Below are 14023 nucleotides of genomic sequence, written 5' to 3'. Positions count from 1 at the left end.
GCCTCCTTCAGTTATCCCGCAATTGGCTAATCGTACATAGCTCAATGGGCGTTTCCGTTTCCACGAACGATTGGATGCTCGGATGGCGGAGCATGCCGTATGGTGTCCATTCCAGATACTGCACCTTGATGACGATCTCCGGGCGAATCCAAAAGGCATCCTTGCTTCTCTCCGGCTCATTGGCAAAAGGTTTGGCCGCCAGCCGCATCGTCTCCGTACGCCGGGTCAACTGCTCCCATTGAGCGCCCGTCACTTTGCCGGTCCCTGCATGGCCGATGTAGACAAGCTCGCCATTCTCGTTGTACAAGCCCAGCAGCACCGCGTTGACGATCTTATCGCGGTAAGTAACTCCGCCAACGACCGCGTACAGATCGCGGAACAGCTTGATTTTCTGCCATCGGGAGTCTTTGCCGTCCAAAGCGTAAGCGCTTGTTATATCTTTGCAGACGATACCCTCCATATCATGGGCTTGCATCACTTGCAGGAGCGCCTCGCCGTCCGGGACGTTTCGCACGAGCTGAACGCGATCGCCGGGAACGACGATTTGCTCCAGAAGCTGCTGCCGCTGCTCAAGGGGAAGGTTGTGCACCCAAGTTCCGTTGCAATAGACGACATCGAATATCATGTAAGTAACCGGTACAAGCTGCACGGCCCGTTCGATATGGCCGGCGATGCGCAGCCGGTCGCGCTTCATGATCTGGTGAAACGAAGGCTTGCCTTGATCCAGCGCGATCATCTCGCCGTCCAGGATGACCGAATCGGCCCGGCAGTAAGCGCGGGCATCGGCAAACTCGGGATACTGCAACGTCTTGTCGTTGCTTCTCCGGTTCCACAAGCGTGTCTCGCGCCCGTCGAAATAAACGAGCATACGAACGCCGTCCCATTTGATCTGGGAGACCCACTCTGGCCCGGCAGGCACTCGTTCGGCACGGATCGGCTCGAACGGTATGATCGGCTTCAAGTCCATAGCGTCCTCCCGGGCTTGCGTTATGACTTCCGAAGACGGAAGCTCCGTACGTTAAGACACGGTTTCTTCCTTCGTCTTTTTCCGGCTCTTTGCCTTCGGCTTGGCCGTGGATTCGGATGCCTGCGTCGGTACGCTGGCCGGTTTGACGGCTTCCAGGCTCGCCTGAAGGGCGGCCATGAGGTCGACCACATTCGTCTTCGGCGCTTCCGGCGCTACCCTGACTTCTTCGCCGGCGATTTTGCTTTGTATCGCCTCGAGCAGCTTCTCGCGGTAATCGTCCTTATACTTTTCCGGCTCGAACGGCGTGGACAACTGCTCGATCAGCATTTTCGCCATGGTCAGCTCTTTATCGCTAACGGCCGGATTTTCCGGCAAGTTCGGCACCTGTGCGATCGGACGTATTTCGTCCGGATAAAAGATCGTTTCCATGGCGATGCAGTCGCCGATGATGCGAATAGCCGCCAACGAGCTTTTCGAACGGATCGATACTTTGGCGATGCCGATTTTGCCCGACTGGCGCATGGCCTCGAGCAGCAGGCTGTAAGCGTTCGAGCCGGTATCGCCGGGGGACAGGTAGTACGTTTTTTGAAAATAGATCGGATCGATCTCGTGCAGATCGACGAAATCCAATATTTTGATTTCTTTGCTCGCTTCCGACAAGCTGTCCAGCTCATCCTTCTCAAACAGCACGAACCGGCCCGGCTCGTATTCGTAGCCGCGCGAAATATGCTCCCATTCCACAGCCTGATCGCAGTGGTGGCATGTCCGGACATAAGATAGCGGCGTGCCGCACTGGGTATGAATGTATTTCATGGAGATGTCTTTATCTTCAGTAGCCGAAAACATTTTAACCGGCACGTGGACCAGACCGAAGCTGATCGCGCCTTTCCAGACCGTATGCATAACCGATTCCTCCTTGGCGGTGACGCGTCCAGCGAACGCGCCCCGGTTCAAAAGCTTCTGCTTGCACCTTCTTTAACTCACAGTGTTCACCAAAACCGCGCGTTCTACACGTATTCCCGCTTACTAGCGTATGACCTAAGAGCTTGTCGTATGCCCCGAAACCGATATGGACAATCTAAAAACGCCATGTCGGAGCAAAAAAGGAGGGACAGCATGACAGAGCGGCAGGAGGATTCCATCCATGAAGGGCGCGACCAATACGACATGGACGTCGACCGGATGATTAACGAGGGCCTTGGCGGGGGCAATGTGACGATGCATAACGGCCTGATCGAGGAAACTTCGGTCGGCACGTTTGTAGAGGAAGAGGAGAACTTGTAGGACAGAAAGGAGCTGGCGGCGCATGGATTACGATCGCGCTCAACATATTATTTTATCTAACGACAAAATTGAAGTAACTTGGCAGGGCGAATCCGTCTGGATTGACAGCGTGGATAAGTACAGCGGAGTGGCTACCGTTCACCCGGAGAATGACAAACGCGTCTCCAAAAAAGTGCCGATTACCGAGCTGCAGGAGCATGGGGCTTCCTTCGAGCAGTAAGGAGTCCGCAGAACACGAAAGTCCCGATATTCGCCACTGGCGACGATCGGGACTTTCCCGGTTTTATTTGAACCATACGCCGCCAAACGGAACGATTTCCCGCAGCAGCCGTTTCATTAAACTGTCCTGGCCGACAAACTGCTCGAGCTGCGCGTCGGGACGGCCCGCCTGAAGCAGCGCGCTGCCGCTGCCCGTCATTTTCCACTGATAGTGCATATGCTGGCTGGCGAGATGGTTGCCGTATACGCTGAGGTCGATCTTCGCATTGTGCGGATAGGCGATCAGCGAACGGGTATCGATATAGGAAGCGACCTCGGGGTCGAGCTTCCATTCGCGCAGCGGTCCGGCACACATGATGCCAATCGAGCCTTCCCCGGAAAATTTGAGCCGCATGACATCCTTCGTTGCAATCATATTTTTAAAGCTGAGCATCACGCTTTTCATCTCGACCCCTTCCGTATAGAAGAGCAGGTGGCGAAATTCGAAGAGCAGGTCCTCGCTTTCGCGGAGCGTCAGCGTTTGCAGCGTATACCCGGCGGGTAGGGCCAGCAGCATTGAAGCGGGACCGGTCAGCCTGGAGCGGATCAGCTTTTTTTTGCGGTACATGCCCTTCAGATTCATCAGCTTGTCCTCGCGCTGCGGCGATTCGCCCCGAAAGGCGACGATCTGCTGCGGGTGCAGCACATGCAGCGCTTCCCCGGGCTCCAGCGCCAGGTCGGCGAAAGACTGGTGAGGCGCTCTCCCGGCCCCGTTCAGGCTGTCAGTACGGATCTCCATGAACGTTCTCCTTCAGAATCCTATATTCGTTCGGCCCTCGGAGGAGCTTTCTCGGAGGGCAATTTGGCTTATAACATCAGAATTTATAAGTTTTGAGCGAAGCTCAAGAATTCTGATGTTGCAAGAAAAGCTACCGCTAAAACACGAATGTGCATCATCGAAAGGCTTCAATTAGAAGCTTTTCTTATCATTAAAGAAAGTTTAAAGTTTGGTAAAGCTTTAAAGCGTAACGAAATACGACTTTCTTTACCAAGAGAAACTTCCGCTAAACCGCGGTCGCTCATCCTTGAAGTACGTCGATAGACGTTTTTCTTATAACCGTCTGCTTCGAATCAATACCCGGAATAACCGCGAGGACAAAAAGTATAGTGCAACCAGGCCGATGGCCGTCCAGACGACCGTCCATGTGCGGCGGGAGCGGCTTTCCCGCTGCTGCTCCGCTGCCTGGAGCGCTTTGATCGCTTCGCCAAGCTGTTCGTTCTGCTTCGCAAGCCGCTCGTTATCTTCACGCAGCCGCTGCTCGGCCTGGCGGTACTGCTCGAGCGATTCCTGGGACTGGCGGGCGGCCTCGTCGATTTGTCTCGCCGCATCCTCGAGCTGCTGCTTCGTTCCTTCATATTGGCTTTTCAGCTCGTCCACCTGGGACGGCAGCTCGAACCAGCCTTTTATTTTATCCGCAATCGACGCCGCCTCAGCTCCTGACGGAAAGAGCCCTGCGGCCAAAGCTGCGACAATAATCGACAAGAGCAGCGGCCGGCAGGCGGAACACCGAAGCGGCGAGCGTCTGCGGCAAGCGGAATTACGGTTGTGCAGCATAAGAGCGATCACCTCGGATGAACGGCTGTTAACGTCCTATTATACGAGCCCATCTATTACAATGTATACGAAAAAATTGTCGATTCGTTTCTCCGCTCGGCGGAAGTTCCTTAGGTCGGAAATAAAGCGCGAACGGACGCAGGCTTTGTCGTCAGATGTCAACATGCAGAATACACTGGATAGAGGGAACGGGCCGCGCATCCGCGCTTTCATCCTCTCAAGCTGTTGCGGCCGTTTCCCCGTACCGATATAATAGGTACAAGTTGAAACGGGAGGGGCCGCTTGTGCCTGATATGGACGAATTTGCGCTGATCCGGATGCTGAACGGGCCGCGCGGACATGGCGGCGGTAAGCGCTCGCCGGACGATAGCGGCGTAACGGTCGGTATCGGGGACGATGCGGCGGTACTGCGGCCGGGCAGCGGGACAGAGCTGGTCGTCTCGTGCGATACGATGGTGGACGGGGTGCATTTCAAGCCGGAGACGATGACGTTCGCGGATATCGGGTACAAGGCGATGGCTTCGAATCTGAGCGATCTGGCCGCTATGGGAGCCCGCCCGAGATGGGCGCTCGTCGCGCTTGCCGCTCCGCGCTCGCTTCCCGCGGATAAGCTGCAGGGACTGTACGACGGCCTCTACGCTTGTGCGGAGAAGTACGCTACAGCTATCGTCGGAGGTGACACGACGTCGTCTCCGTCCGGGCTGGTCGTGACCGTGACTGTGATCGGCGAAGTGAAGCAAGGGCGGGCGCTGCTTCGCAGCGCGGCGCAGCCGGGCGACGCCGTGTTCGTGACCGGGCCGCTCGGCGGGTCTGCGGCGGGTCTGCGCGCGATGCTGGAGCGCAGGGAAGCGGCCGGTCCGCTGGAGCTGCTTCCGGAGCGGCTACGGCCGCTTGCGAGAGCGCACCGGCTGCCCGAGCCGCGCATTCAGGCGGGGCAGCTGCTGGCCGCAGTGGAGCCGCGCCAGTGCGGAGCGCTGAACGATATCAGCGACGGTTTGGCGAGCGAAGCGTGGGAAATTGCGGAGGCGTCCGGCGTAACGCTCATTTTGCACGGAGAGCGGATTCCGCTGATGGACGAGCTGCGCGAATACGCCGCCGCCGTACAGGCCGATCCGCTGGAATTTGCGCTGTACGGCGGTGAAGACTACGAGCTTGTCGGGACGGTACGGCCGGATTATCGGGCGGAGCTGGAGCGTATGTTCGAGCAGGCGGGACTTCGGCTCTGGTTCGTCGGCGAAGTCGCGGCCGCCGGAGAAGACGGCACGGATCCGGCAATCGGCGTGACGCTTATTCGCTCCGAAGGCGGAGTTCCGGCGCCGGTCGGCAAACGCGGCTATAATCATTTTGCATGACGCCACTTACCCGAACGCCTGCATCTTGCCGGCCGCTTACGGGAGAGAAGGGGGAAACGAATACGGATACGAGCATATACACGTTCCTATCGAACGATGAACGGGATACAGCCCGGCTGGCCGAGCAACTCGCCGGACTTATGGAGCCCGGAACCGTTGTAACGCTGGATGGCGACCTGGGAGCGGGTAAAACCCGGTTTTCTCAGGCGGTTGCGCGTGCGCTGGGGGTTCCCGGTATCGTGAACAGCCCTACGTTTACGATTATTAAGGAGTACGAGGGAGACCGTCTTCCTTTTTATCATATGGACGTTTATCGCATTTCCGAGTTGGAGGCCGGAGAGCTCGGTCTGGACGACTATTTTTTCGGCGAAGGCGTTACGCTGGTCGAATGGGCGGAGCTCATCCCGGGTCTGCTTCCCGCCGATTATTTGGCGATCCGCCTGAATCGCACCGGCGATACGGAGCGGACAATCGAACTGATGCCGCACGGTGAGCTGTACGAACATTGGTGCAAACGCTTGAAGGAGAACGGGACGATACTATGACGACACTTCATCAGAAAACAGCGATCAAAACCTTACTGGCCATTGACACCTCAACGAGCGTTCTGACCGTGGCGCTTGCGGACGGAGAACGAATCTTCGCCGAGAGACGCTCGGAAACGGAACGAAATCACTCGATCAAACTGCTACCGGAAATAAACAGCATGCTGAAGGAGGCAGGCTTATCCCCTTCGGCGCTGGATGCCGTGGCGGTTGGGACCGGACCAGGCTCTTATACCGGAGTGCGTATCGGCGTCACGGTGGCAAAAACATTCGCGTGGTCGCTCGGCATTCCCGTCATCGGGGTGTCTGGACTGGAAGCGCTGGCGCTTGGAGACGCGCACACAGTGGAGGGAGACTCGAAAGCGGGTATAACCTGGTATATTCCTCTGTTGGACGCTCGGCGGAAGCAGGCATATTGCGCGGTTTACGAGTCGGGCCCTGCAGGCTGGACCGCTATCGTTCAGGACGGCATACGCGTTGTGGAAGACTGGCTCGGGGAGCTGGATGCCCTCTTGGACGATCGCCGTGCGACAGGCAGCGTACCGGAGAAGATCGTATTTGGCGGCGAAACGGCCGGTTTCCGCGAAACGATTCAAGGCTGGAGCGGCCACTCTTCGGCTATTCGGGAGAGCGAGGTCGGAGCGGCCTGGATTGCGGAGCTGGCCTGGCGCCGCATCCGTCGCGGCGAAGCGGACGATATGCATGCGCTTGTACCGAATTATACGCAGCTGGCGGAAGCGGAAGTGAAGCTGCTGCAGAAGGAAAAGCGGGGAGGCGATCCTCTTGGAGCTGACTGAAGAAGCAGGGGAAGGCGGGCTCCAGTTCCGTTCGATGCGCGTGGACGACATAGCGGTCATCTGCGACATCGAAAAGGAGGCGTTCACGACGCCGTGGACGGAAGCAGCGTTTCATAACGAGCTGACGAACAACCAGTTCGCCCATTATCTCATCATGGAACTGGACGGCCTCATTATCGGGTACGGCGGCATGTGGCTTATTTTGGATGAGGCGCATATTACCAACATCGCCATACGCGCGGCATACCGGGGGAGAAAGCTCGGCGAGCGGCTGATGATTCAGCTTCAATCGGCGGCGGTGTTTTTGGGCGCCGAACGAATTACGCTGGAGGTACGCACATCCAATGTGATCGCGCAGCGGCTGTATGCGAAGATGGGCTTTATTCCGGCCGGCCTGCGCAAAGGGTACTACACGGACAACGGAGAAGATGCGATCATTATGTGGGCGCATTTGCGCCGCATGTCCGAAGAAGGGACGCTGGAAAACGAATGACGCAGACGGAACGAAACGAATCAACGACTACTGGAAAAGAGCTCATTCTAGCCGTGGAAACGAGCTGCGACGAAACGTCGGTCGCCGTCGTCCGGGACGGAACGGAGATACTCGCGAACGTCGTGTCGAGCCAGATCGATACGCATAAACGATACGGCGGCGTCGTCCCGGAGATCGCTTCGCGCAAACATGTGGAGAGCGTCACGCTTATGCTGGAGGAAGCGGTGCGGGCAGCGGGAATTCGGCTCAGCGACTTGTCGGCCATCGCCGTAACGCAAGGGCCGGGTCTCGTCGGCGCGCTGCTCGTCGGCGTAGTGGCGGCGAAGACGCTAGCCTGCGCGCTGCAAATTCCGCTGATCGGCGTTCATCATATCGCCGGACATATTTATGCGAACCGGCTCGTTCACCGTCTTGACTATCCGCTTGTCGCGTTAGTCGTATCGGGCGGGCATACGGAACTCGTGCATGTCCCGGCACCCGGTGTATTCCGCATTATCGGGCAAACCCGGGACGACGCGGCGGGCGAAGCGTACGACAAAGTCGCCCGGGCGATGGGGCTGCCGTATCCCGGCGGGCCGCATGTGGACCGGCTTGCCCTCGAAGCGGACGAGGCGGTGCCCATGCCGCGGGCGTGGCTGGAGCCGGAATCGTACGACTTCAGCTTCAGCGGTCTGAAGTCGGCGGTGCTGGCCGCGATCAACCAGGCGAAAATGCGCGGCGACGTGCTTCATCCGGCCAGCTTGTCCAAGGGCTTTCAAGATTCGGTTGTGGATGTGCTTGTGGAAAAGGCGATCCGTGCCTCGAAAGCGTACGGGGCGAAGCAACTGCTGCTCGCGGGAGGCGTAGCCGCCAACAAAGGGCTGCGCGAAGCGCTGGCCGCGCGCTGCGAGCAGGAGAAGCTGGCGCTGCTCGTACCGCCGCTATCGCTCTGCACCGACAATGCGGCGATGATCGCTGCCGCCGCTTTTCTCAAGTGGGAAGCGGGCGAGCTGTCGGAGCTGGACCTCAAGGCCGAGCCTGTACTTTCGCTGGAGGAATGGTCGGTCAAGCAGCCGGTCGACGGAACGGTATAGTATCTTAAAAGTACGGAAGCAGTCGTCATGCCGGGCGAATGGAAGTGTCCGGCTTTGCGGCTGCTTTTTAGTTGCGGCTTAGACATTAGACAGGTTATCCTCGTCGAATCTTGTCCGGTCCTGGCCCATTGCAGATTGTCCGGTTATCGATACATTTGAATAAACCACATTTGAAATCCGAACTTTTCATAAAAGCCGACCATCTTCTGCCATTGCTTCGTGGCGGAATAAACGACGGACCGGGTCACGCCGTTATGCTCCGAAGACCGGAGCAGCTCATCCACGAGCCGATGCCCGATCCGGCCGCCGCGATGATCCGGATGAACGTAAACCTCCTCAATCTCCAAATAACGCTCTCCCTGGTCGATGACCGCGAGCCCTTCGCTTACATGAACAACTCCAAATATATAACCGATCAGGATACCATCTAGTTCGGACACGTAAAAATAGTCGCCGAGCCTATCTGCGAGCATACCCTCGTCGCTGGCTGCCAGCCCGTAAGTAATCTGCTCGGCTTCCCAAAGGCCGGATAGCTCCGATACTGCCACTACATCGCTTGGGAGTGCTTGTCGTATGCACGCCTCCATACCCATCATTAGTTCCCCCTGTTTGTCCCAGCTTGATAGCTGCATCACATCTTCCAGTGTACCAGTTCCTTTCACGAAAAAGAGGGCTGCCAATAAAATTGGAAGAAAATCAATAAAATCAGCTCTTTTGCACATGTGGACAAAGTTATGCACACCCCTTGTGTACAATGTGTACAAGTTATGGAAACACAGATGGGACAACGTGTCGAACATTGTTGAGGACGGGATAAGTTATGGAACCGAAAATGTGGATAATGTGGACAACCTTGTGGATGACACCGTGTATCCGCATAAGAAACGGCTGTTTTCGCTTTTTGGCTTGGGGATAACTTTGTTAATAAAATATGAAGATGTGGATGGAAATTGTATGCGTGCGGCAAATTGTGACGGAAACTGTCTAGCGATTGCTGAAACATGACAGAAAGGGAAAAAACGGTTCGCAAATTGCAAAACCGGGCATTCTAACATTGGCAATCGTACCAGAAACGCCCAATCCTTGCGGGGGTGCTGATGATGAGCTCAGCTTTTTTACGGTTCGGAACATGTGTTCGATATGCGAATATGGTCGTCATTATGGTTTTATGTGCAGCTGCCATGGTGTTTGGGTATCCGCCTCCTTCCATAGCCGAGTCGCGACCTGCTATGCGGCCGGGCAATGGCGCTTCCGCAGCCGTCCCTGTCAGTCCGGTTCCCGATAAGGCGGATCATAAAGTAACGATTGTCACGATTCCCGGATGGTCGTTCCTTGACTGGAGCGAGGACGTGCTGAGCCAGCTTCCTACTATAAGCCTGCTCATTCGGGAGGGGGCTATCGGCGCGATGAATGTGCGAATTCCCGAGAAAGGGCTGGAGGATCTATATGTGACGCTGGGAGCGGGGGCGCCTGCCTCCAGCAGCCCGGAGTACGGGGCATGGCCTGTTAATCGTGGCGGGGAAGACGATGCTCGGGAAGGGGGGAAGCGGTATCGGAGATTGACGGGGCGGGAGCCGGGGGAAGCGGCGATTGTTTTACCGGAAATAGAGGCGATCCTGCGGCGCAACGATATCCGCTCACAGCGGCCGCGTCCCGGCCTGTTCGGAGAGATGCTGCGGAAGACCGGCATACCGGCGTGTGTGATCGGGAACAGCGATACGCCGCCGGACAAGAAGCGATATGCTCCACTGCTGCTGATGGACGAGAAGGGACGCGTGCCTTGCGGGCGCATCGACGAGAGCGTTCTAGCCCCGGATGACGCAGCCCCATCCCGGGTGAAGACGAATGCGGCGGCACTATTGCAGGCGTGGCAGTCGGTTCAGGGGACGGCCGTCGTCGTGCTGGAATGGGGCGATCTGCTGCGGTTTCAGAGTGAGCAGCCCTTATATGAGGGGGCGCAGGCGAAACGGCAAAAGCTGTCGGCGCTCAGCCGTCTCGACTCCTTGCTTGGGGATCTTCTCGCCGCGCAACGAAACGGGGATTCCATCTGGCTCCTCTCGCCGTTTGTAGGCTCAGAAGCATCCAGAAGCAGGGAACTGCTCGCACCCGTTATCTACACCGGGCCGGGAGTGGCGGGCGGGCTGCTCACTTCGCCAAGCACGCGCCGGAGCGGCATCGTGACGGCTTCGGATTTCGCTCCGTCGGTACTCGCATCGCTGGGCATCGAAGCGCCCCAAGATATGGTGGGACAGCCGATGGAAGTGATAGCCCGGCCGGGCGCATGGACCGCCCTGAGCAAACAACTGGATACGATCAAGGATATATATCGGCTGCGGCCCCGGCTGCTGCTTCCGTTCGTCTCCGTGGAAGCTATTGTTATGCTCGGGGCTTTACTCGTCATTTGGTGGAAGCCGCGTAAAGCGGTGCGCTGGGTGGAATGGCTGCTGCTCGCCATTATGGCCGCTCCGCTCGTGCTGCTCATGACCGGCTGGCTGAACGTCATAAAGCCGCTCCCCGCATACGGGCAAGCGGCTCTGTTCATAGGGGGATCGGCGCTGATCGCAGCTTTCTGTCTCGCGAGAAGCGGCGCACTCCAAGCCGCAGTCGCGGTGAGCGGAATTACAGCCGCGGCGCTGCTGCTTGACGGGCTGTTCGGCGCGGAAGGGATGAAGCGCTCGGTGCTGGGCTACGATCCGATGGTCGGCGCCCGCTATTACGGGATGGGCAACGAGTACATGGGCGTGCTCGTCGGCGCCGTCACGCTCGTATTCGCCGCCATGCTCGAACGCCGTCGCCGCACGGCTGCGCCCGCCGCGCCTGCTTCGCCGGCCTCGCGCACGGCTGCGCCCGCCGCGCCTGCTTCGCCGGCCTCGCGCACGGCCGAGCACGCGCACCGCCGCCGCACTCGCGTCCGCGCCGCCGGCCTCGCCGCACTCGCGCTCGCCGTGCCCCTGCTGTACCTCGCCGCCCCGCAGCTCGGCACGAACGCAGGCGGCGCCGTCACCGCGGCGGTCGCCTTCGGCCTCGCCTGGCTGCGCAGCTTCGCGGGCGGCGCAGCTCGCCGCCTCGGCCTGCTGCCGCTTGTGCTTGTCTGCGCCGCGCTCGTCGCTGCGGGCTTCGCCTCGTTATGGCTGCTTAACGCCGCCATTCCGGCGGAGGCGTCGCAGCAAAGCCATATCGGGCGGGCGATGGCGGCGCTCGGCGACGGACGGACCGATCTGATCGCGGCGATGATCGTCCGCAAGCTGCAAATGAACGTCCACTTGATCGGCGTATCGGTGTGGACGAAGGTGCTGGCCGCAGGCCTTATCGTCATGGCCGTGGCCGTCGTACGTCCGAGGGGCGCATTCCGCCGCTGGGAAAGCGAGCACCCGTTCTATATGAACGGTTTTATCGCGATCGCCGTCGGCTCGGTGGCCGCGCTGGCCTTCAACGACTCGGGCATCGTGGCGGCGGCCACGATGATCGTATACGCCGCGGTGCCGATGCTGCTCATGCGGCTTCAGGAGGACAAGTCTCCCCACTCGGCATAAAGCCGCTCCAGCTCTGTTTTCTTCGTTTCCAGATCGCCGTTCACTTGCTGGACGGCGACATAATCGTTGAACACTTCCGGCTTCAGCAGCTCGCCCTCGAGCGCGGCGATGGCATCCTCAAGCACGCCGATCTGAGCCTCGAGCTGCTCGATTTTCCGCTGGCGTCCGCGCTCTTCCCGCTTCTGCTGCTTCTCCGCCTCGTAATCTTTCGGCTTCGCCGCAGCGGAGGCGTCCTGGTCGCCGCCGCTGTCCCGCGAAGCGCCTGCCGCCGCTGCTCCGGCCTTCGGCGCGGCTGCTTTACCCGAGGCAGCCTCAAGCAGCTTCTCGGCTTCGAAGGCGGCGAGATCGCGTTTTTTCTCGACATAGTCGTCGTAGTTGCCCAAATAATCGTCGATGCCGCCGGCGTGCATCTCCAGCATCCGATCGGCCATTTTGTTCAAAAAATAACGGTCATGCGAAATGAACAGCAGCGTGCCTTCATAATCGAGCAAAGCCGCCTCCAGCACTTCCTTGCTGAACAGATCGAGATGGTTCGTCGGCTCGTCGAGGATGAGCATATTCGCCTGCTTCAGCATCAGCTTGGCGAGCGAGACGCGCGCTTTTTCTCCGCCGCTTAGCGAATACACTTTCTTCAGCACATCCTCGCCGCTGAACAGGAAGCTGCCCAGAACGGTGCGGATGCGAACTTCCTCCATATGCGGGTACTCGTTCCACAGCTCTTCGAGCACCGTATGGTCCGGGTTCAGCCCCTGCTGCTCCTGATCGTAATAGCCGATCGTTACGTTCGTTCCCCAGTCGTATGTGCCGGCCATCGGCTTTTTTTGACCGGTCAATATTTTCAGCAGCGTCGACTTGCCGATTCCGTTCGGGCCGATCAGGGCGGCCATATCGCCGCGCCGCAGTTCGAAGGAAGCGTGCTTGAAGAGCAGCCGGGTTCCGTCATACGAGGCGGCGAGGTCGTAGGCGCGCAGCACCTCCTTGCCCGATTGGCGTTCCGTTTCGAACCGGAACGACGCCTTTTTCAGCTCCCCGGCCGGTTTATCGAGCCGATCCATCTTCTCCAGCGCCTTGCGCCGGCTCTGGGCGCGTTTCGTCGTCGTGGCGCGCACGATGTTGCGGCGGACGAAATCTTCCATGCGGGCGATTTCCTCCTGCTGCTTCTCGTAATGCTTCAGCTCGATTTCGTATTCGGCTGTCTTCAGCTCCATATATCTCGTGTAGTTGCCGGTATACCGCTTGCAGCGCGTCCGCTCGATTTCGTAGATAACCGTCGTCATCGCGTCGAGGAAGAAACGGTCATGGGAAACGACCAGCACGGCACCGGCATAGCCGCGAAGATAGTCCTCCAGCCACGTTAGTGTCTGAATATCCAAATAGTTGGTCGGCTCGTCCAGCATAAGAAGCTCCGGCTCCTGGAGCAGCAGTCTGGCCAGCGCCAGCCGCGTTTTTTGCCCGCCGCTCAGCGTGTGGACGATCGTCCCCGGATCGAACGAGCCGAAGCCCATCCCGTGCAGCACGCTGCGGACGCGCGATTCGATGCGAAAGCCGCCCTGCTCGCGGAACAAGTCCGATTTGACCGAATAGCGGTGCAGCAAATCTTCGTACGCTTTGCCGTTTGCCGCGAGCTGCGGGTCTGACATGCGCGCTTCCAGCTCTCGCAGCTCTCGCTCCGCCTCCAGCAGGCCGGCGAAAACGCTCATCATTTCATCCCAGATCGAGCGATCCGATTGCAGGCCGCTGTTTTGCGCCAAATAACCGATCCGGGCTTCTTTCGAGCGGAAAATTTCGCCCTCGTCGTGGGACATCTCGCCCGCGATCACTTTGAGCAGCGTCGATTTGCCGGCGCCATTGACGCCGACGAGACCGATCCGGTCGCGTTCCTGAATTTGCATCGATATGTTCGTCAGCACCGTAGTCGTGCCGTAATGTTTACTGAGTCCGTTTACTTGCAAAAGCATCTGCTGTCTTCCTCCGGAAAATATTCGTCGGGTGCGTTTCGGATCGCCGTAAGCGATTTCGATAGTAAGCCCCTGTATATAGCTCAAGTTTACCGATGGGGAGGCGTTTTGTAAACGTTACAGCAATTTAGGTTCGGCAAAGCATTAATGGTTGCCGAAGTGCGAATTTCTGTACCAAGAAAAGCAACCTTTAAAGCTCGGATGTACC

The 14023-nt window shown here is 58.5% G+C and carries 14 protein-coding genes; 8 read left to right on the top strand and 6 right to left on the bottom strand.

What is annotated here, in order from left to right; all coding sequences use genetic code 11:
• Positions 1-7: 7 nt before the first annotated feature.
• The gene (locus tag D7M11_RS17880; protein ID WP_120748597.1) at positions 8-967 is read right to left on the bottom strand and encodes an ATP-dependent DNA ligase; all 960 of its coding nucleotides are present in this window, start codon (positions 965-967) and stop codon (positions 8-10) included.
• A 51-nt stretch (positions 968-1018) separates the two neighbouring features.
• Positions 1019-1870 (bottom strand): non-homologous end joining protein Ku, encoded by an 852-nt coding sequence (ku, locus tag D7M11_RS17875; RefSeq protein WP_120748596.1) that lies wholly within the window; start codon positions 1868-1870, stop codon positions 1019-1021.
• 213 nt (positions 1871-2083) lie between these two features.
• Between ku and D7M11_RS36765 the strand changes: the two genes are divergently transcribed.
• Together D7M11_RS36765 and D7M11_RS17870 are read left to right on the top strand one after the other, a co-directional pair.
• The gene (locus D7M11_RS36765) at positions 2084-2251 is read left to right on the top strand and encodes a hypothetical protein (RefSeq protein WP_168928313.1); all 168 of its coding nucleotides are present in this window, start codon (positions 2084-2086) and stop codon (positions 2249-2251) included.
• Between the two features lie 22 nt (positions 2252-2273).
• Positions 2274-2471 (top strand): H-type small acid-soluble spore protein, encoded by a 198-nt coding sequence (locus tag D7M11_RS17870; protein ID WP_120748595.1) that lies wholly within the window; start codon positions 2274-2276, stop codon positions 2469-2471.
• Positions 2472-2534: 63 nt separating this feature from the next.
• On the opposite strand, the gene D7M11_RS17865 is transcribed toward D7M11_RS17870, so the two are convergent.
• Together D7M11_RS17865 and D7M11_RS17860 are read right to left on the bottom strand one after the other, a co-directional pair.
• Entirely contained in the window at positions 2535-3248 is a 714-nt protein-coding gene (locus tag D7M11_RS17865) for an AIM24 family protein (RefSeq protein ID WP_120748594.1), read from the bottom strand.
• Between the two features lie 312 nt (positions 3249-3560).
• Positions 3561-4064 carry a hypothetical protein gene (locus tag D7M11_RS17860; RefSeq protein ID WP_120748593.1) on the bottom strand — a complete coding sequence of 168 codons (504 nt, stop codon included), beginning with the start codon at positions 4062-4064 and terminating at the stop codon, positions 3561-3563.
• Between the two features lie 293 nt (positions 4065-4357).
• Between D7M11_RS17860 and thiL the strand changes: the two genes are divergently transcribed.
• The 5 genes from thiL to tsaD are packed head-to-tail and all read left to right on the top strand — an operon-like array spanning position 4358 to position 8324.
• Positions 4358-5416, top strand: coding sequence for a thiamine-phosphate kinase (gene thiL, locus D7M11_RS17855; protein ID WP_120748662.1), 1059 nt, complete (start codon positions 4358-4360; stop codon positions 5414-5416).
• Positions 5413-5961: a tRNA (adenosine(37)-N6)-threonylcarbamoyltransferase complex ATPase subunit type 1 TsaE gene (gene tsaE, locus D7M11_RS17850; protein ID WP_120748592.1), complete on the top strand. Its 549-nt coding sequence runs from the start codon at positions 5413-5415 to the stop codon at positions 5959-5961. The genes thiL and tsaE overlap by 4 nt, the downstream gene beginning before the upstream one ends.
• On the top strand, positions 5958-6758 hold the full coding sequence (tsaB, locus tag D7M11_RS17845; protein WP_120748591.1) for a tRNA (adenosine(37)-N6)-threonylcarbamoyltransferase complex dimerization subunit type 1 TsaB: 801 nt from the start codon (positions 5958-5960) through the stop codon (positions 6756-6758). Before tsaE ends, tsaB begins: the two co-directional genes overlap by 4 nt.
• A 34-nt stretch (positions 6759-6792) precedes the next feature.
• A complete protein-coding gene (gene rimI, locus D7M11_RS17840) occupies positions 6793-7251 on the top strand; it encodes a ribosomal protein S18-alanine N-acetyltransferase (RefSeq protein ID WP_120748661.1) in 459 nt (152 codons plus the stop codon).
• Positions 7248-8324: a tRNA (adenosine(37)-N6)-threonylcarbamoyltransferase complex transferase subunit TsaD gene (gene tsaD / locus D7M11_RS17835; protein WP_120748590.1), complete on the top strand. Its 1077-nt coding sequence runs from the start codon at positions 7248-7250 to the stop codon at positions 8322-8324. The genes rimI and tsaD overlap by 4 nt, the downstream gene beginning before the upstream one ends.
• A gap of 143 nt (positions 8325-8467) precedes the next feature.
• On the opposite strand, the gene D7M11_RS17830 is transcribed toward tsaD, so the two are convergent.
• Positions 8468-8956 carry a GNAT family N-acetyltransferase gene (locus D7M11_RS17830; RefSeq protein WP_240041178.1) on the bottom strand — a complete coding sequence of 163 codons (489 nt, stop codon included), beginning with the start codon at positions 8954-8956 and terminating at the stop codon, positions 8468-8470.
• A gap of 597 nt (positions 8957-9553) precedes the next feature.
• Here D7M11_RS17830 and D7M11_RS17825 point away from each other — a divergent pair.
• Positions 9554-11857, top strand: coding sequence for a hypothetical protein (locus D7M11_RS17825; protein ID WP_120748588.1), 2304 nt, complete (start codon positions 9554-9556; stop codon positions 11855-11857).
• On the opposite strand, the gene D7M11_RS17820 is transcribed toward D7M11_RS17825, so the two are convergent.
• Positions 11827-13815 carry an ABC-F family ATP-binding cassette domain-containing protein gene (locus tag D7M11_RS17820; RefSeq protein ID WP_120748587.1) on the bottom strand — a complete coding sequence of 663 codons (1989 nt, stop codon included), beginning with the start codon at positions 13813-13815 and terminating at the stop codon, positions 11827-11829. The genes D7M11_RS17825 and D7M11_RS17820 overlap by 31 nt on opposite strands.
• Between the last annotated feature and the right edge of the window lie 208 nt (positions 13816-14023).

It is taken from the genome of Paenibacillus ginsengarvi (assembly GCF_003626695.1).
Taxonomy (GTDB): domain Bacteria; phylum Bacillota; class Bacilli; order Paenibacillales; family NBRC-103111; genus Paenibacillus_AB; species Paenibacillus_AB ginsengarvi.
This window is presented reverse-complemented; position numbering and strand designations above follow the sequence as displayed.